Below are 23,273 nucleotides of genomic sequence, written 5' to 3'. Positions count from 1 at the left end.
TGGTGCAGAAGGCCGCCCGCCCTCATAACACCGGATGCGCGTGCGCCGCGCCACAACCCTGGTACCAGGGGGCAAGGCCCAGATTGACCAGCTGCCGGGTCAGGGCATAGCGCGCGTAATCGGCCCGTCCCATGCCGCGCGGCAGTGCCCCATAAAACGGGTCGCGCGACAGGATGGAGGCCAGAACCCCCGTGGTCAGCGGTGCCGCCAGGGAGGTTCCGCTCATATCGGCATAGGGGGTGGCCTGACCATAACGCGACGGGATCGTGGAGATCAGGCCCGTTCCCGGCGCGATGGCATCAATCTGCCAGCCGACGCTGATGAAATCCGGCACGAAGATGCCGCCGCCCGTGAACCGGTCGGGCGTATCGGGGATCCAACTGGCGGCGAAACTGCCCACGGGCATTGTGCCCAGCAGGCCCAGCGCCGAAACGGCCACACATTCGGGATAGGCGGCGGGATAGGTGACGGCCCCGCCCTCCCCATTGCCCGCCGATGCCAGACACAGCGTGCCGCGCAGGCGGGCGGCGATGATGGCGTCATGCTCGATGGCCGACGGCGCCCCACCCAGGCTGAGATTGATCAGGTCGGCCTTGAAATCCAGCGACAGCAGGTCGATGGCGGACGCGATGTCCACCTGGCTGGCCCCGCCATTTTCCGGATAGACGCGGACGACGCCGATATCGGCACCGGGCACCAGTCCACAGAAATCCTGGCTGTCCACGGGCGGACGTGCCCCCAGCAGGCCGACCGTGGCGGTACCATGATCCTGTACATCCTGGGCGGCGGCGGTCCCTGGAATGAACTCGCCATTGATGAAGGCGCCCAGCCCCTGCACATGCGACAGAAGCGGGCTCGGCCCCACGCCGGTATCGATCACCCCGATACGCAGTCCGGCACCCCGATGCGGGTCATAGCTGGGATGGCCGGTCAGCGCCTGCCACCACCCCACCGGCCCCTGCGGCAGGGCCGGCAGCTGCACCACCTGCCCGTCATGCGGGGCGGGGACCAGCATGCTCCACGCCCGTCCATAGGGCAGGATCAGGCCCTTGGACGGGGTCCAGCCCTGCTTGTACGGCAGCACGGCGACACCCTTGGCATCGGCCACCACCTGCACCAGCTTGGTATCCGCGCCGCCCGTTTCAAACCAGACGCCTACCTGCGCGCCTTCCGCCGGGTGCCCATCGGCCAGGACGGTCAGGCGCAGGGCCGTCTGCGCCTTCTTCTCCGCCGCTGTCCGCGGGGCGGGTTCCGGCTTCACCCGCCGGTGCAGGTCGCGCAGCACGGGGGGCAGGGGGCGCGGGATATCGCGCGGCAGTTCGCGTTCCACCAGAAGATGGTCGGGCCGTTCCGTCAGCTTGACTTCCAGCTCTGCGGCATCGCCCTCCACCACCAGGATGCGGCGGCCATGGTCGCCCGGCGCCTGCTTCTGTCGTTTCAGATTGGTGATGGGGGACAGCACCTTGTCGACATAGGTATCGAACTGCTCCCGCCCGCGCTTGCGCTGCTCGTCGTCCTGTAGATGCGCCGTGCGGTGTGACACGACCAGCCGCGCCGGGCCGCCGTCCTCTCTCGGGGAACCGGGAAAGCGGGCGCCATGTCTGGGGGCGTTCATGGGGTGGTTCCTCCCGTTGGACTATTGCGTGTGCCCAGGAACGGATCGGGCAGCAGGATGCTGCCCGTCGTCACCGGGTCATGCAGGCGCAAATGATAATGGCCGATCCCGGCCAGACCCGTCATCAAGCCCGGCACCTCGCCCACGTCCCGCACGCCGCAGGGCCAGGGGGTGCGCGGCAGCCCGTGCCGTTCGATCCCGCGATAGCCGATACCGGCGGCCAGCGCCGTCCAATCGGCGCGGTTGCGCCACAGCCCGGCATCCAGCAGCAGATCGCCCATCCCGGCCAGCCCGTGGCAATAGCTCTGGTCCGGCGCCTGCGCGCCCATGGGACGTGACAGGAAGGTGATGATGGCGGCCAACGCCGCCTCCAGTTCCTGTTCCAGCAGCGGGTCCTGCGCGCCGGCCATCAGCAGCCGTAGGCGCGACCGCCCGATCCCCGCCGCGCCATGGCACCAGGAGGCGCCGAAAGCCGGGGTTGCGGATGGTTTGCCGTTGGCATCCCGGAAATCGGGCCAGTTACCCCGCACGGGATCGAACCGCGACCGTTCATACCGCAACGCCGCCGTCAACGCCTCGGCCCAGCGTGCCTCCCCCGTTGCCAGATGCAGGCTGGCCAGGGCCGGAAGCATGCCGCTGCCGCCATGGGCAAGCCCCGTCGGGGGCGGCCCCGATGCATCCGCCGCCGGCCAGGACAGACCGTCCGGCCCCGCCTCTGCGGCGGCCAGGATCATCTCCCCGGCCTGGACGGCCATGCCTGTGAAATCCGCCCGCCCTTGTGTGCGTGCCAGGGTCAGCAGCACCGGCACCAGACCGGCGCCCCCCGACAGCAGGTCCACCCCCGTCACCGCCGCTGCCCCGCGCGCCACCAGACCCAGCCCACGTTCCACCCTGTCCTGCCGCCCCTGCGCCAGACCGATGCTGATCATCACGCAACCGGTACCGACGGCGCCGGTGTAGAAACCCGCTCCGCCGGCCTGTTCTTCGGCCAGGGTCAGCGCCTGTTCGGCGGTGCGGGCCACCATCCGGTCGCCCGTGCGCTGATGCAACATCCACAGGAACAGGGCAATGCCGGCGGCCCCCTGATACAGGTCACCGCCCACAGGCCGCAGCAGGAACTGCGTCAGGTTTTCCCGCTGCTCCGTCTCTGTGCGCAGCCAATTGAGCGTTCCGTCGCCGGTGCGCAGTGCGTCACGGCACAGGCGGCGGCCAATTTCGTCCGCGCAGCGCAGGAAATGTCCGCTTCCTTCCACCAGGGGCGCACTGGCCAGCATCTGGTTCATGCCGTCCTCGCCAAGGGTCGGTACAGATCGGCCATCCCCGGCGACAGATGCAGCGCATCCAGCCGCAGCCCCGCCCCCGTCAGCCGGGCCGCGATGCAATCCATCAGCGCCCCGCCGCCCGTCCAGGCATCAATGATCCCCGCCGCCACCTGCCGGCATCGCGACTGGCCGAAGCTTTCGCCCGTCCCCGGGTCATCGGCCCCGCCCAGCCCCGGCAGCAACCGGCGTGTGAACAGCGGCTCCCCCGACCGCAGCAGCGGGGCCAGCACAGAAACCGCCTCGTCCAGCACCTCCAGCACCAGTGGCAGATACCGGCGCGGCGGGTACAGGACCAGCGTGTCGACCCGGTCATAAAGCGCCGGCGAGGACGGGCATTTCAGGCTGAATGGAATGAAATAGCGGTTCAGACCCAGGGTCAGCAGGTGCAGCAGGGCCGGTGCCTGGTCGGCGGCGACATTGAAATAAAGCCGCGCCAGTTCGCCCTCATCCGCCGCACTGGCCGGGGTTTCGCCGAACGCGTGGAAATATCCGGCCTGTGCCGTCACGGCCTGGTTCGGCATGGGGATGTCGATGCGCTGGCCCGGCGGCGGCGTGTATCCGGGCGGCAATCCCGCCTGGGCCGCCGTCACCACACGGTACATCCCGCCCTTTTCCACATGCAGCCGCCCGTCCGGCGTCACCTGATAGACCTGCCAACCCCGGTCCAATACCGGCTGTCCGGCGTTGGCCGCCGACAGGGCCGCGATCAGGGCAGGATCGGGCGTCAGGTCGCGGGCCGTCGCCTCTGTCGCCGTACCGGTCCAGGGCTTGGTATAGGCCTGTTCATAAAGCAGGGGCCAAATGGCATCCACCATTGCCACCCGCACATCCTGTCCCGGCTGCACCGATACCGGCACGGGTGGCAGTCCCGGCAGTTGCACCGATTGCGGCGACACGATCCGCACCGCCTCCGCAATGGCGATCAGGGCGGGGGCGGCCCACATGCCGGCGGCACGGGGTGCGGGTTCATCAATGGTGCGCGTCACCGCTTCGGGCGCCCGGCCTGCCGCGACCGTGCCAACCCCCATGAACTCCGTCATGAACCGGTCGGCATCGCTGAAGGCCAGACCGGCCAGATTGGTCAATTCGGCGGCCAGCGGCGGCACAGTGGGGGAGGTAAAAGTGCTCTCCATGGCACTTTGCAGCAGCCGCGCCCCCAGATAGGGCACAATGGCGCGCAAGTCCCCATCATCGGCCTGCCAGCGTCCGCCCGTCGCCGCCTGCCAGAACCCGGCCATGGCCGGGAACATGGCGGTCAGCGGTTTCATGGGCACCGGTTCCGGCGCGCGGGGTTGGGCTGTGGGATCGGCCATCCAGGGCAGGTGCCCATCTTCCACCAGCCAGGAAGCGTAAAAGCCGGACAGGACCCCCGCCACATCCCACAACGGATCGCCAATATCGGCCAGCTCCCAATCCACGATGCGCAGCTCCGGCACCCCCGCCGGCCCACCCCGCACCAGGATATTGTCCCATTTCATGTCACCCTGGATCAGGGTGCGCGGCTGCCAGCGCGACAGCGCCCCCTCCAGACCTTGGAGGACGCTGGGCGTGGCGCGGATCATCGCGACCAGTTGCGCGCCCCCCGCCCCGAACAGGGGCACATCCCGCCGCCCGATGGTCAGTATCCAGGGGGCCACGCGCTGTGCCGCGATCTGCGTGCCGATCATGGTCGCAATCGGCTCTGCCTCTGCATGGATGCCGGCCAGACCGGCGCCCAGCAGCGCCAGGATATCGACATCCATCCGCTTTGTGCGGCGGTAATGGGCGTCCAGCGTCTCGGCCTCGGCAAACAGATCGAAGATCAGGGCCTGCCGCCCTTCCTCAAACCGGCGCAGGCGCACCGTGGCGCCCCGCAGGACGGCCAGGGCCGGCACCGTCTCCGCCAGCTGGTGCAATGCCGCCTCCCGCCCGATCGACCCGGCCAGGTCAGGGGCCGATGCCGCTACCTGCTTGATGAACAGGCCCGGCCCGTCGATGCCGGAGACACGGAAGCTGCGGTTACGCCGCCGTACCTCCCGCACCCGCAACTGGTCGCCCGCGACATCGCGCTGTGTCAGCAGATCGCGTGACAGCAGAAAGGGCGCAATATCACTGGCCAGCAGAAACATGGGGCCGCCTTCGCAAGGGCTGGGCAACTGGGCCGGCAGGGTAGCATCCCCACCGGCCCGTTACAGGCGGATGTCAGGCCGCCGGCGGGCAGTAAGTCGTCTGCGTCACCCAGGGATTACCGGCCACACCCGTCTGCGGCGGTGCCGCCGGGGCCTGTACCCCACCCGCCGCCTGTTGCGGGAAACTGATGGTGCCCGGCTGCGCAAAGCTGATGGTCTGGGGCTGCGCGAAGCTGATCGTCTGCGGCTGGGCGAAGCTGATCGTCTGGGGCTGCGCGAAGCTGATCGTCTGCGGCTGGGCGAAGCTGATCGTCTGCGGCTGCGCGAAGCTTATCGTCTGCGGCTGGGCGAAGCTGATGGTCTGGGGCTGAGCGAAGCTAATCGTCTGCGGCTGGGCGAAGCTGATGGTCTGCGGTTGAGCGAAGCTGATGGTCTGCGGTTGAGCGAAGCTGATCGTCTGCGGTTGAGCGAAGCTGATGGTCTGGGGCTGCGCGAAGCTGATGGTCTGCGGCTGAGCGAAGCTGATCGTCTGCGGTTGAGCGAAGCTGATCGTCTGGGGATAGGCACAGCCAACCGGGGCGCAGGAGATGGTCTGGGGATAAGAGATCGTCTGCGGATACGAAATGGTTTGCGGGAAGGAAATCGTCTGCGGGAAGGAAATGGTCTGGGGATAACCGTACATGCAGCACCTCTCCGATGACCCGTGTCCGGGCGTGTGTCCTCTCCCGGCTGCAGGCGCGCAGCCCCCTCCTGATTAACCCGCACGGGGGAGGCTGTTCAAGACGATATCGAGAACAGGTTCTGGTTAATTACCCTTATTACGCGTATCGGGCGGGGGTGCCTCAGTTCAGCCGTACCCCCTCGCCGGTATCAAAAAGGCTGGCTGCGGCCCCGTTCAGGTGCAGGCCGACCGTCTGCCCCGCCGACAGGGCCACCCCTGGCGCCATGCGGGCCGTCACCTCCCGCCCGGCCAGCCTCGCCAAGACAAAGGTGTCGGGTCCCGTCGGCTCCGTCATCACCACCTGGGCCTCACAGGTCCCGGTCTCCCCCGCCGGTGCCAGGGACAGATGCTCCGGTCGCAGGCCCAGGACCAGCCTCTGCCCCACCTGCAATCCCGTTCCGGCCCGCAGGCCCGGCAGCGGCAATATCTGATGATCCAGACGCAGGGCCGGGCCGTCATCGACCAGCGCCAGTTCCCCTTCCAGAAAGTTCATGGTGGGGGCGCCCACGAAACCGGCAACGAATCGGTTGGCGGGTTTGGCATAGACAACTTCCGGCCGGTCGCATTGCTGCACGCGGCCCTTGTTCATCACCACGATGCGGCTGGCCAAGGTCATGGCCTCCACCTGATCATGGGTGACATAAAGCGTGGTGCGCCGCGACCGTTCATGCAGGCGCTTCAGTTCGACGCGCATGTCGGCGCGCAGCTTGGCATCCAGGTTGGAAAGCGGCTCATCCAACAAAAACACCTGCGGTTCGCGCACCAGGGCGCGGCCAATGGCCACCCGCTGCTGCTGCCCGCCCGATAGTTGCGACGGCTTGCGGTCCAGCAGATGTTCGATCTGCAAGAGCTTGGCGACGCCCGCCACCTTCGCCGCGATCTCCACCTTGGACAGGCCGCGCATCTTCAACGCGAAGCCGATATTCTGGCGCACGGACATGGTAGGGTAGAGCGCGTAGGACTGAAACACCATGGCGATGTCACGCTGATCGGGTTCCAGGTCCGTCACGTCGCGCTCCCCGAAATGGATGCGCCCGCCCGTCGGTTCCTCCAGCCCCGCCACGATGTTCAAGAGCGTGGACTTGCCACAGCCCGACGGGCCCAGCAGCACCAGGAATTCACCCGCTTCAATAGTCAGGTCGATCTGTTCCAGGACATTGGTGCCACCAAAGTTTTTGGCGATGCCCTGCAAATGCACGCGTTGCATTATCTCATCCCTTCACGGCCCCGGCCGCGATCCCGCGCACGAACAGGCGTCCGGACAGGAGATAGACCAGGATGGTGGGCAGGGCGGCGATCATGGTCGCCGCCATATTGACATTGTATTCCTGCGGGCCGAACTGCGACCCGGCCAGCACGTTCAGCGCCACCGTCACCGGCTGCTGCCCCGGCCCCGCGAAGGTCAGGCCCAGGATGAAGTCATTCCAGAGATAGGTGAATTGCAGCACCAGGGCGACGGCGCAGACCGGCAGCGACAAGGGCAGCATCACATGCCAGAAACTGGCCAGGAACCCGGCCCCGTCGATGCGCGCCGCCTTCAGCAGGTCACGCGGCACCGACAGGAAGAAGTTGCGGAACAGCAAGGTGACAAAGGCCAGCCCCCAGACCGTATGGGCAAAGACCAGCCCGCCCAGCGTGCCGAACAGGCCCATTTCGCGCACCAGCACGATCATCGGATAAAGCGTCACCTGCGGCGGGATGAACAGGCCGATCAGCAAGGCTGCGAACAGCATGTCCACCCATTTGGCGGTCCGCAGGCTGAGGGCGTAGCCGGTCAAGGCGCCCAGGGCCAGGGAGCAGAACAGGGCCGGCAGTACGATGGCGAAGGAATTGCCGAACCAGACCGACAGGCCCCGGCAGGTACCGGAAATACAGGCCCCGCCCCAGGCCTTGGTCCAGGCGGCGACTGTGGGGTCCTGCGGCAGCGCAAACAGGCTGCCATGATTGATCTCGTCCAGGGGTTTCAGGGAGGTCGCCAGCATGACCAGCAACGGAAACAGCACCATCAGCGCCGCGATGGTCAGCATCAGGTAAAGGGGCAAGCGGCGCATGGCTCAGCCCCCCTTCTTCTGCCGGATTTCGGCATAGAGATAGGGGCCGACGACCGCTGCGATGGTGGCCAGCATCATGCAGGCACCCGCTGCACCCAAACCCAGTTCCTGCCGGTTCAGAATATGCTCCATCACGAACCGCGCCGGCAGGTCGGAGGAGAAGCCGGGCCCGCCGCCGGTCAGCGCCACCACCAGATCGAAGGATTTCACGACCAGGGAAAACAGAAGGATGGCGGCCGTGAAGAAGACGGGCCGCAGCATCGGCGTGATGATGGCGGCATAGACGCGCCAAGTGGGAATGCCATCCACCTTCGCTGCCTTCCAGATATTGGGGTCCACCCCGCGCAATCCTGCCAGGAACAGGGCCATGCACAGGCCCGATTGCTGCCAGATGCCGGCCAGCGCCACCGTGTAGATGGAGCGGTCGGCGCGGACCAGCCAGTTGAAGGCAAATTCCTCCCATCCCAGGCCGCGCACCGCCTGCTGAATACCCAGGCCGGGGTTCAGCATCCATTGCCAGATGATGCCCGTGACCACGAAGGACATGGACAGCGGCAGCATGAAGATGGTGCGGTAAACCCCCTCCGCCCGCACACCCCGGTCGATCAGGATGGCCAGCAGATAGCCTACCGTCAGGCAACCGGTGATGAACAGGGTGCCATAGAGCGCCATATTGCCCATCGCCGTCCACCAGCGGGCCGACGCAAACAGCCGTTCATATTGAAGCAGGCCGACGAAATCCCAACGGGGCAGCAATTGCGAGCCCGTCAGGGAGATGGCGAAGGTCCAGGCGATGAACAGATAGAAGCAGACAAAGGTGATCATGCCTGCCGGCAGCAGGGCGATGGCCGGTGCCCGGTGCGATGGCTTCATCCCTCTATGCCTCCCTTGTCCATCTGTTTGCTGCACCCAGATCAACGAAAAGCCAGAATGGATTTTCGTAGCAACGCCTGCCCCTCCTGCGGGGACAGGCGCGGGTCGTTCCAGAAATGCGAGATGGCATCGTCCACGGCCCCGGCCATGCCGCCGGACAGGCCCATGCCGGTGGAAGCCAGATTGGTTTCTGGCGCGCGGATCAGGGTCATGGCCTGTTTCGCGCAGATATCAAAGCCATCATCGGGCACGTCGGTACGCACGGGGATGGAGCCCTTGGCCTGGTTCAGCCCGGCCTGAACCGCGGGGTCCATCATCACCGCCACGAAGCGCTTCTGCGCCTCTGCCGTTGCCGCATCGCGCGGCTGGGTGAAGGCAAAGGCGTCCACCACCATGATGTAGGCCGGGTCGGGGGCAGGGGCCAGGGCGCAGCCGATCTGCACCCCCGGCTCCATCCCCGCCGCCCTGATATCGCCCTTGGCCCAATCGCCCATGAACTGAAACGCCGCATCGCCGCGCATCAACATGGCCGTCGCCTGATTCCAGCGCCGTCCGGGGCTGCCCTCATCCACAAAGGGGCGCAGGCTGGCGAAGGTACGGAACACCGCCAGCATGGTGGGGGAGGAAAGCGCGGTTTCGTCCAGCGCCTCATAGACCCGGCGATAGAAATCCCGCCCGCCGACGCCCAGCAGTACCGCGTTGAACAGCAGCCGTTCCTGCCAGGGCTGTCCGCCCAGCGCGATGGGTGTCTTGCCCATGGCTTTCAGCGTGGCCGCCGCCGTGATGAAGGCTTCCCAGGTGCGCGGCACCTCCAGCCCCGCCTGTCGCAGCAGGGCCGTATTGTAGAACATCCAGTTCTCGCCATGGATGTTCAGAGGGGCGGCCATGTACCGCCCCTGCTGCTGCGCCGACCGTGACAGCAGCGGCGGCAACACCCGGTCCCATTCTGCCCCCGCCCCCGGTGCCGGCACCACCAACCCATGCGCGGACAGTTCCCGCAACTGCGCACCCAGGGAGAATAGGAAGACCGGCGGCGGGTTGCCGCCCAGGATACGGTTGACGGCGGCGGCCCGGGCAGCCGACCCGCCCGGCACCGGTGCGTCCCGCCATACCCCGCCCTGATCCCGATATGCCTGGCGCACCACCGACAGCGACGCCGATTCCCCGCCTGAGGTCAGCCAGTGCATCACCTCCAGCTCCTGCGCCGCTGATGCACTGCTTCCCAGGGCAATGCAGGCGATGACCGCCAGTCTTATGGCGACGCAGCATGATTTGGCCCTTACCTTCATCGCGCCGCACAATCCAAAACGTTTTGATTTTGTAGAAGTATGGATGCGAAACCGCGAATGTCAAACCCGGAAAGCGGCGATAATGGCGTGATTTTCACTGGACCCAGATTTTTCGAAACGTTACGATTTTGGGTATCGTCCTTCAGCGGTGAAAGAATCCGATCATGCGTTTCCCGGATGGGTTCAGGTGGGGTGTCTCCACCTCCAGCTATCAGATCGAAGGCGGGGCACCCGATGATGGGCGTGGGGCCAGCATCTGGGACACGTACTGCGCCACGCCGGGTCGCGTGGCCAATGGCGATACCGGTACGGTTGCCTGCGACCATTACCATCGCTGGGCCGAAGACCTGGACCTGATCCGGGACCTGGGCGCACAGCAATACCGTTTTTCCATCATGTGGGGCCGGGTGCTGCCGGACGGGACGGGGGCGGCCAATCCTAAGGGGCTGGATTTCTATGACCGGCTGGTTGACGGCATGCTGGAACGCGGGCTGGAACCCTGGCCCTGCCTCTATCATTGGGACCTGCCACAGGCCTTGCAGGACCGGGGCGGCTGGGTCAACCGCGACAGTGCCGGCTGGTTTGCCGATTACACGGAACTGATGCTGCGCCGCCTGGGCGACCGGGCGAAAACCTGGGTCACCTTCAACGAACCATCCGTCTGCGCCTGGGTCGGGAATGAGGAGGGGCGGCACGCCCCCGGCCTGACCGACCCGCGCGCCGCCGTGCGCGTGGCCCATCACCTGAACCTGGCGCATGGACGGGCGGTGGGACTGGTGCGTGATCTGGCGCCCGGCATTCCCGTCGGTTTCGTCCTGCCGGTCCATACCGGCCGCCCCCTGCCGCAATTTGCCGACCGTGACGCGCATCTGGTGACGCTGTTTGAGGATAAGTGGAATGGCGTGTTCCTAGGTCCCGTCCATCTGGGCCGTTACCCCGACAGCGTGCTGGACCGGTTTGCCCCGCATATCCAGGTGGGCGACATGGCGGAGATCCATCGCCCCGTGGATTACCAGGGGGTGAACCATTATTTCCCGACCTACCTGTCGCCGGCAGAGGGAACGGCCTGGCCGTTCCGCATCGTGGAGCCGCCGAAATATCTGCGCCGGACGGAAATGAACTGGGGCATTGATGGGCACGCCTTCTATCAGGCGCTGGACGGATTGCGCCGCGACTATGGCAACCCCCCCGTCTATGTCACGGAAAACGGTGCAGCTTTCCTGGATATTCCGGGCGCCGATGGTCGCATCAATGACCAGGACCGCATCGCCTATTACCGCGATTATCTGGCCGGCATGCACCGGGCGCTGTCGGAAGGGGCGGACATCAGGGGCTACATGCCCTGGTCGCTGCTGGACAATTTTGAATGGGCGCACGGCTATAACAAGCGCTTTGGTCTGGTACATGTCGACTATCAGACGCTCAAGCGCACGCCCAAGGCGTCCTTCGATTTCATGCGTCGCGTGATGCATGAGAATACAGTGCCCATGACGGGCGAATAATCTTACTCTCTGCCGCTTTCAAAGGTGACCTGACCGACCGCCATGCCCGCCCGCCCGCGCATCAATCTGAAAACCCTGGCCGAACATCTGGGCCTGTCGATCACGACCGTGTCGCGGGCCTTGAAGGACGGGCCGGAGGTGAAGCCGGATACGGTGGCGCGGGTGAAGCAGGCGGCGGCGGAACTGGGCTACCTGCCCGATGCCGGCGGTGTTTATCTGCGGACCGGACGGACCATGAAGATCTGTTCGGTCTTCTTTGCGCCCGAGGTGGCCGATTACGGCGATGCTGGCTTCCTGGCGCAGGTGGAGGGCGTGTCGCGCACGCTGGAGACCGACAGTTACAACCTGATCGTCCTGGCGCAGACGGCCAGTCAGGCACCCCTGGAAACCGTACGCCGGGTGTTTCAGCAGCGTCTGGCCGACGGCATCATCTTCTCCCGCACCACGCCGATGGATGAACGGGCGCGCTTCTGCCTGGAGTTCAGGTTCCCCTTCGTCAGCTTTGGGCGCACCGAATTGCACAGCCCCCACGCCTTTGTCGATCATGATGATGAAGGCGGCGTTTATGACGCCGTGACCCGGCTGGCGGCGGAGGGGCATAAGCGCATCGCCCTGTTCAATCCCACGGGCGGCATGACCTATGCCGGTTTCCGGCTGCGGGGCTATCAGCGGGCTTTGGCTGATCTCGGCCTGCCCTGGGACAGGTCGCTGCTGGTGACCTCCCCCCTGTCCGTCTGGGCCAGTCAGGCCGCGGTCAGCGACCTTCTGGCGCGCGACGGCGGCGTGACGGCCATCGTCTGCGCCAATCAGCTTTCGATGTTCGGCGCCATGGATGCGGCCCAGGAGCAGGGCAGGGACCCGGCCCAGGGCGATCTGCGCATCATCGGTTTTGGCGGCATGCCGTTTCGCATGCCGTTCGAACAGGGCATCACCTATTATTATCAGCCACAGCGCCGCGATGGTGAGGAACTGGCCCGCCACATGCTGGCCCTGCTGGGGGGGGAGGCGGCGGAAAACCTGCAAACCGTCCTGCCCTATCAGCGCATCGACGATTTGCAGCGTTTCCGCACCGACCTGCGCACCCAGGCGATGGCAGAGGCGGTTTGGTATTAATCCACCTCCACCTCGTCGGCATTGTCCAGATTGTCCACGCATTTGGGCCGCATGATCAGGTACAGCACGACAATACCCGCCAGCATACCCACGGCCAGCGCCGGGGCCTTCCAGTCGCCCGTGGTCAGACGGTTGACGAACAGCAGGGCACAGATCAGCGCGCCGCCGACAGGCACAAAGGACGGCACCTCGAACACGCCCTTGGCCTCTGTCGGGCGACGCTGCAGGATCAGCAGGGCAATATTGATGATGGTGAACACCGCCAGCAGCAGCAGCACCGTGGCCGAGGCCAATTGTGCAATATCACCCGACAGCATCAGGGCCGTCACAATCACCAGCAAGGTGGCGATGGCCACATGCGGCGTGCGCCGACCCGCATGCACCCGGCCCAGCGGACGCGGCAGCAATTCCAGCCGCGCCATGCCATAGGCCAGGCGGGAGGCCATGATATAGTTCAGCAAGGCCGTATTCGATACGGCAAACACCGTGATCACCACGAACACGACGGGCGGAATCCAGGGTGCCGCCCGGTTCACCACCTCCACCAGCGGTCCCGACGCGGTGGCCAGTTCCTGCCATGGCACGACCGACACGGCGGTAATGGCGACCGCCAGATAGATGACCGTGGCCGACGCCATGGCGATGATGATGGCCCAGGGCAGGGTACGCTGCGGGTCCTTCACTTCTTCGGCCACGTTGAACGTGTCCTCAAACCCGATGAAGCTGAAAAAGGTCAACACGGCACCCTGCAGGATCATGGCCGCATCGATCCCGCCCGATGTCGGCGGCACCTCCAGCAGATCGACGCTCCCCCAATACGGAATACCCACGGCAATGACGATCAGCAGGCCGCCCGCCTCCATGAATGTGCAGGCCATATTGACCCACATGCTTTCCTTGATGCCTCGGAACACGATGCCGGCGATCAGCAGCAGGAAGCCTAGCGCCAAGGCCAGCACCGGCACCCCTTCCAGCATGGGCAGCCGCGTCAGCGCCTCTGCCACCACCCGGCTTTGCGTGGCGACCGACGTCAAACCAGACGCCATCACCGTCAGCCCGACCAGATATGTCAGCAGGGGCCAGCCATAGGCGCGTTGAGTGACATAGGCGGCACCACCTGCACGCGGATAGCGCGATCCCAGCGAGGCATAGGACAGGCCCGTCAACAGGGCCGCGACCATGGAGACCAGAAAGGCCAGCCACACGGCATTGCCCATCTCCCCCGCCGCCTTGCCGATCAGCCCATAAATGCCGGCCCCCAGCATGCTGCCCAAACCATAAAGCGCTAGCTGCGGCAGGTTCACATTGCGGGCCAGCGTCGGCTCGCGTTGGGACTGATCCGTCACTCTTTTGTCTCCTGGGTCTGTGGCCGGGGCGGGAACAGACAATCACAGGACCATTGTTGACGGGTTCCTGGCAAGGGGGCTGAGAGGATGCGGGACTGCGCTGGCCCATTACCCCGCAAACGGCGTCAGCATCTCAATCAGCGGCAGGCGCGCACGCATCTTCACACCCAGCATCACGGTACCGCTGATTTTGCGCTGTACGAAAAGCGCGTCGGCGGGCGGTATTGTCCAGGTGGCGCGGTCGGCCAGGATGGGCGCGCCGCGTTCGCGCAGGCTGCCCACGAAACTGCGGTCGGCGAAATCGAACAGGCCGCCCCGGCTGCGGTCCAGATGGCGCAGCAGAATGCCGATCATCTCTTCAATGGCAAGACCATGGCGCTGCAATTGTGCCGGCGCGATAAAGCCGATGCGCAGCAGGGCATCGCGGATGGCCTCCACCTTCCCGCCCAACCCCGCCTGCAACAGGCCGCGATACCCCTCGACCGTGGCGGGTTCCACAGCCCGCGCCGCCCCAAAATCCAGCAGCAGGAGGCGGCCCGTCTCCGGCTGCCAGCGGTAATTGGCAAAGTTGGGGTCGGTCTGCATATGGCCGAACACGAACAGTTCGCGCAACACGAGGTCCAGCAGGGCCGCCACGGCCCGGTCGCGCTGGGCCTGCGGCGCGTCGGCCAGGGTGTCGATGGGCCGACCCGACAGGAAATCCATGGGCAGAACCGTGGGCCGCAGCAGGTCTTCGACCGGCTCCGGCACCAGGAACCGATCATCATGGGCCAGCAGCCCCTTGAAATGCCGCATCTGCGCGGCCTCGCGGTGGTAATCCGCCTCCTCATGCAACTGGCGCTTGGCCTCCAGCAGCAGGGGCGTGATGTTCAAACTGGCCGGCAGCAGGCCCGACAGGCGCAGCAGGGTGGCGACATTGTCGATATCGGCATCGATGCTGGCCGCCACACCCGGATATTGCACCTTGATGGCCAGCTCGCGTCCGCCCGGCAACGTGCCGCGGTGGACCTGCCCGATGGAGGCGGCGGCGATGGGCGTGGGGTCGAACCGCGCGAACCGCCGGCGCCAGTTCGGCCCCCAGGCCTCGATCAGCACGCGGTCCAACTGCGGTGGCGGCATGATATGCGCATTGTCGCGCAACTGCGCCAGAATACTGGTCAGTTCGGGCGGCAAGACATCGCCCGCATCCATGGACAGCATCTGGCCCAGCTTCATGGCCGCACCGCGCAGGCGGGACAATTGCTCCGTCACCTTGCGCGCATTGCCCGGCGTCAGGATCAGGTCGGACATTTGCGGACGTTCCCCACGCGCCAGCCGGCGCAACCCTTCGCCCACCATGCCGGTCGCCACCCCGCCGGCCATCTGTCCAAAGGCGGCCAGCCGGGCAAACCGGGCCTGCGGCACGGGGCGGGAACGGTCATTCATCGCAACAACCTTTGCAATCGCGGCCGCAGCCGCAGGAATATCCGGTATCCCGCCTCAAACAGCGGTGTCATGGGTCGCCATCCGGCCAGAATGCCCAGGGGTCGCAGCACCGGGATGGCCCGCCACATGGCCGCAAACGCCGCCGCCCCGGACAACAACCGCTCCCCCTCACGCACATGAAACCGCGACAGGATATCGGCGCGGTCCAGTGGACAGGCGGTGCCCGGCTCCGCCGCATCAATGAAGTGAATGACCCGCCGCCGGTCCAGCCGGCGCATCAGCGCAATCTCCCGCCGGCACAGCGGACAGGCCCCGTCATACCACACGGTCACGGATCTGCCCGGTGTCGCCATGCCCGCCCTCACACCAGCGCCAAAGCAAGCGTCAACAGGCCCAACCCGCCGGCCATCATCATCCGCAACCGGACCCAGCCGGGTGGCAAGGGAATGGACCGCTCCAGATAAAGGTCCACCAGCGGGCTCAACAGCAACAGCGCGCCCACAAACCCCAGTGCGGAATGCACCGCATCCAACCCCAGCGCCAGCGGGAACAAGGCCACCCACCCCAGAAGGCTGGGCAGCACCGCCAGCACATACGGTCCCGCCCGCGTCACCCCCTGCTGCAACGCCGCCATCCACCACAACCCGCCCAGAAAGGACAGGATCAGCGCGGCATAGGCCAGGCCCATGGCCGCCGGCACGTTGGCGCCGGGCGACCCGGCCTCAACCAGAACCGCGCCAAGGCAGATCACCTGCGGCAAAACCCCGGACAGGCCCAGCAGACGGACGGGGAGGGGAAGGGATGCATTCTCTTTCATGAGGAAAGAGTTAGGACGGGTTACCCTAACGGCAAGGCTCCGCTTCGCCTGCCCAATTCCACCTTGAACTCCCCACCGTGCCCGGCCAAGCTGTTAAAGCGGGCCGCATATCCCCGTGCCCGTGTCCGCCGCTTGTCCGTCCCCACCGTTGGATAGAACCGGTCCCATGGCCATCCTGGATGATCTCAAAGAAGCGGTCGCAAAGCGCAAGGCGATGATCATCGCCGGTGCCGGCACCACGATCGCCGCCGTGGGCCGCGACGTGGAATGTGCCACCTGGACAGGCCTCATCGAAAACGGCCTCCGCCGCGCGGCGGATTTGGGCCGGATCGATGCCGATCAGTTGGATATTGAGCTGAAATCGCTGAAGCTGAAGAACGTCAAAAAGCTGATCGGCGTCGCCGAAACCGTTGCCGATGCTTTCGGTCAAGATAAGGGCGATGGGGCATTCAGCGAATGGCTGCGCCGGACGGTAGGTTCCCTGACGGTAAGGGATACGGCCCTGCAGGATGCTTTGGCGGCGCTGCATCGCCATGGCCTGCCGCTGGCCACCACCAATTACGATTCGCTGCTTTCCACGGCCTGCAAGGTCTCGCCAGTGCTGGTCAGCGAGGTCAATAAAGCCACACGCCTGTTCCAAGGGGAAGAACGCGGCATCCTGCATCTGCATGGTTACTATGACCGTCCCGACAGCGTGGTTCTGGGCTCGGCGAAGTATCAAGACATCGTCCGCAGCCCCTTTCAGACCTTCTTGCAGCAGGCCCTGGCCGCCGGAAACTCGCTGATCTTTGTCGGCTGTGGCGGTACCATGGATGATCCCAACATCGCGCGTCTGCTGGAATGGCTCGACGGCACGCTGTTGGGGGCGGAGCATTTCCACTACTTCCTGTGTCTGGAAAAGGACGTTGCTGACTGGCGGGCTAAGGGCTGGAAAAAGCTGCTGCCCTTGTCGTTTGGTCCATCCCACACGGACCTTCCGGCTTTCCTGAACAGCCTGCTCCTCGCCGCGCCACCAAGCACAGCCCCCGGTCCCGCCCCAGCACCTCAGGCCCCCGATCTGAGCATTCCCCCACCGCCCACCCATTTCGTGGGCCGCAAGGCAGAGATGGAAACGGCGACCAAGGCCCTGCTGTCCGGACACCATGTCTGCGTCATGGGCACAGGCGGCATCGGCAAGACCGGCCTGACCAAACGCATCGCCCACGACCCCGCCATTGCCGCCGCCTGTCCCCGCCGTCTGTTCGTGCGGCTGGAGGGGGCGACCACCGGCCATGACGCGGCGCTGAAGGTGGCGGAGGCGCTGGGCATGCCGCCGTCCCCCCATATCCTCGGCCCCCTGAAGCAGGAGCTTGCCCAGCAACCCACCCTGCTGATCCTCGACAATGCCGAAACCCCGCGTGATGCCGACCCGGCGGGAATGGAGGATTTCCTGTCCCATGCCGGGCAGGCTGCCAAAATCCTGCTGTCAATCCGCGGCCAGCTGGCACCCACCGGCCTGGAATGGCGGCGTGCGTTGCTGTCGCGCCTAGGCAATGACGATACACGCCGCCTGTTCCTGGGCATCGCTGGTGACCACCTGTCAACCGACCCGCATTTGCCCAACCTGCTCGCCAAGACCGACGGCATCCCCCTGGCGATCCGCCTGCTGGCCGCACAGGCCGAGGGTCAGAACAGCCTGCGTGACCTCTGGACCGAATGGCAGACCGTCCGCGCCAGATTGCTGGAAACCGACGGGCGCACCGACAAGGACGGCAACTTCACGGCCTCCGTCATGCTCTCCCTGAACAGCCCCAAACTGACCAGCGAAGGCAAACGCCTCCTATCCCTGCTGGGCCAATTGCCCGACGGCCTAGCCCCCGCCATGCGCGATGATCTGCTTGGCCCTGCCGCTCCCTCCGCCCAACGCAACCTGCTTCACCTCGCACTAGCCCAGGAGGAAAAGGGCCGTCTTCGCCTGCTGGTCCCGGTGCGGGAGGTGGTGGCGGTTAAACTGCCGCCAAGCGCCGAAAAGGCAAACGCTCTAGCGGCCCACATGATGGCACTTGCGGCGGATGGCGACGATGTTGGTACGTCTGACGGTCGGGCTGCTGTTGACAGGCTGATGCCGGAGTTCGGCAACATTATCACCGTTCTAGAGAAACAATTATCTGACAGGCCGAGTGGGGATCTTATCAGAGCAATTACTCATCTAGGAGAGTTCCAACGGTTCACTGGACACGGGTCCACCGCGTTGCTGTCGTGCGCAACGGAGAATGCGAGAAACCTCAACGATCTATCGCTCCAGGCGGCATGTACTTTTCAGTTGGGGGCAATTGCGCTTGAGCGTTCATCCTATCGCGAAGCTGAAAGACAGTTTCAACAGGCTCTTCAGCTTTTCCAGCGAACCGCGAACGTCCTAAAGGAGGCTCAATGCATTCAACGCCTGGGCGACATCGCATTGTATCAGTCCTCATATGAGAAGGCCCGTCAGCGCTACAATCAGGCGTTGCCTATTTTCCGGCGTAGCGGCTTTATGCTTGGTGAAGCACACTGCATCAAGGGCTTGGGTGGTGCCGCCTTACGCCGTTCCCTATACAAGGAGGCTCGCGAGCATTATGAGAAGGCGTTGCCTATTTTCCAGTTTGGAGGTGATGTTCTAGGAGAGGCGAACTGTATCAAAGGTCTGGGCGATATAGCGCTAGAATGTTCCTTTTATGAGGTTGCGGCAGATCGCTATAGACAGGCTTTGCCGCTTTATCGGTGTGTTGGTGCTTTGCTTGGAGAGGCGAACTGCATCAAGGGCCTAGGGTCAAAACCGGCACATATCATTGAAATTGCTGTTTGAATGTGATTCCAAGGCGTGATTAACGCGTTGGAGGATTGAATGCGGGAGATTTTCTGGCTTTCGGATGAAGCGTGGGCAGCGATTGAGCCGCACCTTCCTGAGCACAAGTATGGTGCGCCGCGTGTTGATGACCGTCGGATCATCAGTGGGATTATTCATATACTCAAGAGCGGATGCCGCTGGAAGGACTGTCCGCCGGAATATGGCCCACCGACCACGGTGTACAATCGCTTCAACCGCTGGTCTGGGCGCAAACACTGGCACCGGATATTACATGCGCTGGCCGCCGGGCAATGGATCACGACCAGCGTGGCCATGGACGGCAGCTACGTGAAGGCACACCGGTGTGCCCACGGCGGAAAAGGGGGGCCAAGGCGCAAGCCATTGGCATTTCCAGAGGCGGTCAGACCACAAAAGTCCACGCCCTGACTGACACGCTCGGCCGCCCGGTGGCCTTGCATGTAACGGCGGGCAACGTTTCCGACATCACCATGGCCGAGACCCTGCTGGCTGAGGTTGATGATTGCCGCTATGTCCTGGCCGACAAGGGATATGACAGCGATAAATTGCGGACCAAGATCAAGGAGAAGGGCGCGAAGCCTGTCATTCCCGGCAGAAAGTCACGCAAAAAGCCCATCCGCTTCGACAAGCTCAGGTACAAGTTCCGATGGATGGTCGAGGCCGTCTTCTGCCGTCTCAAGGACTTCCGACGCGTCGCCACCCGATACGACAAGCTCGCCAGAAATTTCCTGTCCACCCTCGCAATTGCAACCATCGTGGCATACTGGACCTGATTGAGTCTGGAACCTAGGTGATATCGCAGGCAAACAGGGGAACCTGGAAGAGGCTCGTTCTCTTTATCGTCAGGCACTGGTTCATTATGACCGGAGTGCCGATCCTTACAGCATCGGTGCAGTATGGTATCGTCTGGCCCTCGCCACCGAAAGCGATACAGAGCACCTCGCCCGCGCCCGCGCCGCTTGGTCCACCATGGGCGAAGACGGCCAGCGGTTGATCGAGAAATACCTCGACCCCCTCACCTGACCTCAGCCCCAAATGAAAAAAGCCCCGGTCCGACATTGTCGAACCGGGGCTTTTACTGGTCGGAGTGAGAGGATTCGAACCTCCGGCCTCTGCCTCCCGAAAGCAGCGCTCTACCAGGCTGAGCTACACTCCGTCACATATTCCGCAACCGACCGCCGGGGCCGTCGTTTGCGTGGGCGGCTGTATAGCGTCATCGAACGGCCCATGCAAGCCCTAGATGACATTTTCCCATCCCCGTCCCCCCGCATGGCAGCATCGCGCCCGCCGACCCATCCACCCGATACAAAAAAGGCCGGGGGGCGAACCCTCCCGGCCTGATTTCCCGCGCGGCACGCCGCCATCAATAATCGCGGTCGACCACGAATTCCAGCACGTCCAGCAGGGCGCGCTTCACAGGGCTGGCCGGGAACAGGCCCAGGGCGTCGCGGGCCACCGACACGTAATGGCGGGCGCGTTCCACGCTGTCATGCAGGGCATTATGCTTGGCCATCAGGGCGATGGCACGCTCCAGGTCGCCATCGCCCTGGTCCAGATCTTCCATGGTCCGGCGCCAGAAGGTCCGTTCCTCGTCATCACCCCGGCGGAAGGCCAGGACGATGGGCAGGGTGATCTTACCCTCGCGGAAATCGTCGCCGATATTCTTGCCCAGCTTGGCCTGCGCTGCCGAATAATCCAGCACGTCATCGACCAGCTGGAAGGCGATGCCCAGGTTCATGCCGTAGGAGCGCAGCGCGTCCTCTTCCGCCGTCGGGCGACCCGCCACCACGGCACCGATGCGGCAGGCGGCGGCGAACAGTTCCGCCGTCTTGGCCTTGATGACCTCCAGATAGGCTTCCTCGCTGGTCTCGGTGTCGTTCTGCGTGATCAGCTGCAGAACCTCGCCCTCGGAGATGACGGCGGATGCGTTCGACAGGATGCGCAGCACGTCCAGCGACCCTGCCTCCACCATCACCTGAAAGGCGCGGGAGAACAGGAAATCACCGACCAGGACTGATGACTTGTTGCCATAGACGGCATTGGCGCTGGCCTGCCCGCGCCGCAGGTCACTTTCGTCGACCACGTCATCATGCAGCAGGGTGGCCGTATGGATGAACTCCACACAGGCCGCCAGCGGCTTGTGAGTCTCCCCGTGGTAGCCGCACAGCTTGGCGGCGGCCAGCGTCAGGACCGGGCGCAACCGCTTGCCGCCGCTGGCAATCAGATAACCTGCCAGCTGCGGGATCAGCGCCACGGGCGACTGCATGCGGTTGATGATGATCTCGTTTACATCGGCCAGATCCTGGGCCACGAGGGCGACCAGATTATCGAGCGCGTTGGTGTCCGGCTTCCGGCGCTTGGGATCAAGGGTGGTCACGGTGGCCACGGGACAAGGCTCCATCGCGAGAAGGCAGCAGACAACAAGCCCGGTTGACGGGCCAAGGGATTGCGGGGGAGCATAGCGGGGAAGCCCGGCGGGTCAAGACCTGCCGGCGTTTATACGCGGCATGTCCGCCTTGAAACTCCGAAGGGGATGGACCCGCATGCAGCCGCTGATCCGCAGCAATGACCCGGTGGAGCTGAGTTTCGCCCAATCGCTTCTGTCCGATGCCGGCATCGCTTGCGTGCTGCTGGATCAGCACACCTCCGTGCTGGAAGGCAGCATCGGGGCCATTCCGCGCCGTCTGTGCGTCGCCGATGATGATCTGGCCGATGCCCGCGCCCTGCTGGTGGAGGCAGGCTTGCCCGTGGTGCCGGGGGCATCGGCGTGACCGGTTGCGGCGATATCGATGCCACCAGATTGCTGGGTGGGCGCGTCACTTTGTTCCAGCCGGCGGACGGCTACCGCGTCGCCATCGATCCCGTCCTGCTGGCCGCCGCCGTGCCGGCGGTGGCGGGACAGGCCGTGCTGGAACTGGGCTGCGGTACGGGCGCGGCCCTGCTGTGTCTGGCTGCCCGTGTGCCGGGTCTGGCCGTCACGGGGCTGGAGATACAGGACCTTGCCGCCGGCCTGGCCCGGCGCGGGGCCGCCGAAAGCGGCCTTGCCGACCGTGTCACTGTCCTGGACGGCGATGTGTCCGCCCCGCCAGAAGGCCTGCGCCCCAACAGTTTCGACCATATCCTGGCCAACCCGCCCTTCTGGCCCACCGGTCGCCACACCCCGTCGCCCAGCGGGCACAAGGCCAACAGCCATGGCGAAGGGGCGGGTGATCTGGCGGGATTCGTACGGGCCGCCTTGCGCCTGGGCAAAAGCCGGGGGACGCTGACCCTGATCTATCCGGCGGAACGGCTGGACCATCTGCTGTCGCTGCTGGCGGGCCGGTTCGGCGATATCCGCGTTCTGCCGTTCTGGCCCCGCGCGGGTCTGCCGGCCAAGCGCGTGATCGTCAGCGCGCGGCGCGACGCGCGGGGTCCCCTGACCCTGCTGCCCGGCCTTGTCCTGCATGGGGAGGGGCAGGGCTACACCCCGGCGGTAGAGGCCATCCTGCGCGACGCGGCCCCGCTGCCCCTTTAATAGTAGAGGTCGTACCGCGCCAGGATACGGTCTGCCGTTCCGTCATCGCGCAGGCTTTGCAGCGCCCCGCGCAGGGTGGCGGCCAGGGTTGGGTCGCAATCGCGCGAACAGGCCAGATGGATCTGATCAACAATAATCGCATTGCCGATGATCAGCCGCTCCTTACGCCCATCCCGGTTCCAGCGCCAGCGGATCTGGGCCGTCCCGCTGTACCAGCCATCGACCCGCCCGCTGGTCAGCATGTCCACCTCCCGCGTGCCCAGCGGCGTGGCGACAATCAATTCAGGCGGATAGCCCCAGTCGCGCAGCTGGATTTCCTGGGCGCTGCCGGCCCCCACCACCAGGATACGCCGTTCCCGCTTGGCCTGATCCAGGCTGTCGATACGGTCCTTGATGCTGGCGATGGACCGTTCCATGCGACAGATCGGCCCGATCCAGGTGAATTTATCCGCGCGCGACGGCAGCCAGGTCAGGGGCGTGATCAGCAGATCCTTGCCTCCCGACACCATTTCCTGCGCCCGGCGCCACGGGATAAAGGTGACTTTGGGCCTCAGCCCCGCCCGTTCCACCGCTGCGGTGGCGAGTTCCAGAACGGCCCCTCGTTCTTCCCCATCCGCCATCGCCATGGGCGGGGTCTGGACAGCCATCAGTTCTACGACTGAACGATCTGCATGCGCGAGTGGTGTGGCTATCTGCACCAATGCAAAGATGCAGAGTGCCAGCATGGCATAT

At 65.1% G+C, this 23,273-nt stretch carries 21 protein-coding genes and 1 tRNA gene; 7 read left to right on the top strand and 15 right to left on the bottom strand.

Going from position 1 to position 23,273, the window contains the following annotated elements; genetic code table 11:
- Window positions 1-22: 22 nt before the first annotated feature.
- The 8 genes from C0V82_RS07405 to C0V82_RS07370 all read right to left on the bottom strand — a co-directional run bounded on the left by C0V82_RS07405 (window position 23) and on the right by C0V82_RS07370 (window position 9,877).
- On the bottom strand, window positions 23-1,615 hold the full coding sequence (locus tag C0V82_RS07405; RefSeq protein WP_102111779.1) for a S8 family peptidase: 1,593 nt from the start codon (window positions 1,613-1,615) through the stop codon (window positions 23-25).
- Window positions 1,612-2,898, bottom strand: coding sequence for a lanthionine synthetase LanC family protein (locus tag C0V82_RS07400; RefSeq protein WP_102111778.1), 1,287 nt, complete (start codon window positions 2,896-2,898; stop codon window positions 1,612-1,614). The genes C0V82_RS07405 and C0V82_RS07400 overlap by 4 nt, the downstream gene beginning before the upstream one ends.
- Window positions 2,895-5,045: a T3SS effector HopA1 family protein gene (locus C0V82_RS07395; protein ID WP_102111777.1), complete on the bottom strand. Its 2,151-nt coding sequence runs from the start codon at window positions 5,043-5,045 to the stop codon at window positions 2,895-2,897. Before C0V82_RS07395 ends, C0V82_RS07400 begins: the two co-directional genes overlap by 4 nt.
- Window positions 5,046-5,118: 73 nt before the next feature.
- On the bottom strand, window positions 5,119-5,727 hold the full coding sequence (locus tag C0V82_RS26815) for a hypothetical protein (protein WP_158659793.1): 609 nt from the start codon (window positions 5,725-5,727) through the stop codon (window positions 5,119-5,121).
- Between the two features lie 160 nt (window positions 5,728-5,887).
- Entirely contained in the window at window positions 5,888-6,973 is a 1,086-nt protein-coding gene (locus C0V82_RS07385; protein WP_102111775.1) for an ABC transporter ATP-binding protein, read from the bottom strand.
- Between the two features lie 4 nt (window positions 6,974-6,977).
- Window positions 6,978-7,817: a carbohydrate ABC transporter permease gene (locus C0V82_RS07380; RefSeq protein WP_102111774.1), complete on the bottom strand. Its 840-nt coding sequence runs from the start codon at window positions 7,815-7,817 to the stop codon at window positions 6,978-6,980.
- A gap of 3 nt (window positions 7,818-7,820) precedes the next feature.
- Entirely contained in the window at window positions 7,821-8,690 is an 870-nt protein-coding gene (locus C0V82_RS07375) for a carbohydrate ABC transporter permease (RefSeq protein WP_102111773.1), read from the bottom strand.
- A gap of 41 nt (window positions 8,691-8,731) precedes the next feature.
- Window positions 8,732-9,877: an ABC transporter substrate-binding protein gene (locus C0V82_RS07370; protein WP_245924198.1), complete on the bottom strand. Its 1,146-nt coding sequence runs from the start codon at window positions 9,875-9,877 to the stop codon at window positions 8,732-8,734.
- Window positions 9,878-9,929: 52 nt separating this feature from the next.
- Here C0V82_RS07370 and C0V82_RS27235 point away from each other — a divergent pair, with 52 nt between their 5' ends.
- The 3 genes from C0V82_RS27235 to C0V82_RS07360 all read left to right on the top strand — a co-directional run bounded on the left by C0V82_RS27235 (window position 9,930) and on the right by C0V82_RS07360 (window position 12,594).
- The gene (locus tag C0V82_RS27235) at window positions 9,930-10,070 is read left to right on the top strand and encodes a hypothetical protein (protein ID WP_188595064.1); all 141 of its coding nucleotides are present in this window, start codon (window positions 9,930-9,932) and stop codon (window positions 10,068-10,070) included.
- Window positions 10,071-10,143: 73 nt separating this feature from the next.
- Entirely contained in the window at window positions 10,144-11,481 is a 1,338-nt protein-coding gene (locus C0V82_RS07365; protein WP_102111771.1) for a GH1 family beta-glucosidase, read from the top strand.
- Window positions 11,482-11,523: 42 nt separating this feature from the next.
- Window positions 11,524-12,594 carry a LacI family DNA-binding transcriptional regulator gene (locus C0V82_RS07360; RefSeq protein WP_102111770.1) on the top strand — a complete coding sequence of 357 codons (1,071 nt, stop codon included), beginning with the start codon at window positions 11,524-11,526 and terminating at the stop codon, window positions 12,592-12,594.
- Here C0V82_RS07360 and C0V82_RS07355 read toward each other — a convergent pair.
- The 4 genes from C0V82_RS07355 to C0V82_RS07340 all read right to left on the bottom strand — a co-directional run bounded on the left by C0V82_RS07355 (window position 12,591) and on the right by C0V82_RS07340 (window position 16,182).
- Window positions 12,591-13,940, bottom strand: a complete 1,350-nt coding sequence (locus tag C0V82_RS07355) for an APC family permease (protein WP_199772484.1) — start codon at window positions 13,938-13,940, stop codon at window positions 12,591-12,593. The two genes, C0V82_RS07360 and C0V82_RS07355, sit on opposite strands and share 4 nt — an antisense overlap.
- A 108-nt stretch (window positions 13,941-14,048) precedes the next feature.
- The gene (locus tag C0V82_RS07350; RefSeq protein WP_102111769.1) at window positions 14,049-15,365 is read right to left on the bottom strand and encodes an ABC1 kinase family protein; all 1,317 of its coding nucleotides are present in this window, start codon (window positions 15,363-15,365) and stop codon (window positions 14,049-14,051) included.
- The gene (locus tag C0V82_RS07345; RefSeq protein ID WP_245924197.1) at window positions 15,362-15,697 is read right to left on the bottom strand and encodes a thiol-disulfide oxidoreductase DCC family protein; all 336 of its coding nucleotides are present in this window, start codon (window positions 15,695-15,697) and stop codon (window positions 15,362-15,364) included. The genes C0V82_RS07350 and C0V82_RS07345 overlap by 4 nt, the downstream gene beginning before the upstream one ends.
- Before the next feature lie 29 nt (window positions 15,698-15,726).
- Complete coding sequence (locus C0V82_RS07340) at window positions 15,727-16,182, bottom strand: DUF3429 domain-containing protein (RefSeq protein WP_102111767.1); 456 nt, start codon at window positions 16,180-16,182, stop codon at window positions 15,727-15,729.
- A 343-nt stretch (window positions 16,183-16,525) separates the two neighbouring features.
- Between C0V82_RS07340 and C0V82_RS07335 the strand changes: the two genes are divergently transcribed.
- Together C0V82_RS07335 and C0V82_RS07330 are read left to right on the top strand one after the other, a co-directional pair.
- Window positions 16,526-19,006 (top strand): tetratricopeptide repeat protein, encoded by a 2,481-nt coding sequence (locus C0V82_RS07335; RefSeq protein WP_158659792.1) that lies wholly within the window; start codon window positions 16,526-16,528, stop codon window positions 19,004-19,006.
- Window positions 19,007-19,045: 39 nt separating this feature from the next.
- Window positions 19,046-19,800 (top strand): IS5 family transposase gene (locus tag C0V82_RS07330; protein ID WP_102111765.1). Its coding sequence is split into 2 segments (ribosomal slippage): window positions 19,046-19,376 and window positions 19,376-19,800, totalling 756 coding nucleotides; the frame shifts between segments, so codons are not numbered across the junction.
- A 306-nt stretch (window positions 19,801-20,106) separates the two neighbouring features.
- On the opposite strand, the gene C0V82_RS07320 is transcribed toward C0V82_RS07330, so the two are convergent.
- Window positions 20,107-20,183: transfer RNA gene (locus C0V82_RS07320), tRNA-Pro, on the bottom strand.
- Between the two features lie 207 nt (window positions 20,184-20,390).
- A complete protein-coding gene (locus C0V82_RS07315; RefSeq protein ID WP_245924196.1) occupies window positions 20,391-21,413 on the bottom strand; it encodes a polyprenyl synthetase family protein in 1,023 nt (340 codons plus the stop codon).
- Between the two features lie 157 nt (window positions 21,414-21,570).
- On the opposite strand from C0V82_RS07315, the gene C0V82_RS07310 reads away from it, so the two are divergent.
- Window positions 21,571-21,798: a putative signal transducing protein gene (locus C0V82_RS07310; RefSeq protein ID WP_102111762.1), complete on the top strand. Its 228-nt coding sequence runs from the start codon at window positions 21,571-21,573 to the stop codon at window positions 21,796-21,798.
- The gene (locus C0V82_RS07305; RefSeq protein ID WP_102111761.1) at window positions 21,795-22,541 is read left to right on the top strand and encodes a tRNA1(Val) (adenine(37)-N6)-methyltransferase; all 747 of its coding nucleotides are present in this window, start codon (window positions 21,795-21,797) and stop codon (window positions 22,539-22,541) included. The genes C0V82_RS07310 and C0V82_RS07305 overlap by 4 nt, the downstream gene beginning before the upstream one ends.
- Here C0V82_RS07305 and C0V82_RS07300 read toward each other — a convergent pair.
- Window positions 22,538-23,188 (bottom strand): substrate-binding periplasmic protein, encoded by a 651-nt coding sequence (locus tag C0V82_RS07300; protein ID WP_158659791.1) that lies wholly within the window; start codon window positions 23,186-23,188, stop codon window positions 22,538-22,540. The two genes, C0V82_RS07305 and C0V82_RS07300, sit on opposite strands and share 4 nt — an antisense overlap.
- Window positions 23,189-23,273 lie beyond the last annotated feature (85 nt).

Source organism: Niveispirillum cyanobacteriorum (assembly GCF_002868735.1).
In the GTDB taxonomy this organism is placed as follows: Bacteria; Pseudomonadota; Alphaproteobacteria; order Azospirillales; family Azospirillaceae; genus Niveispirillum; species Niveispirillum cyanobacteriorum.
This window is presented reverse-complemented; position numbering and strand designations above follow the sequence as displayed.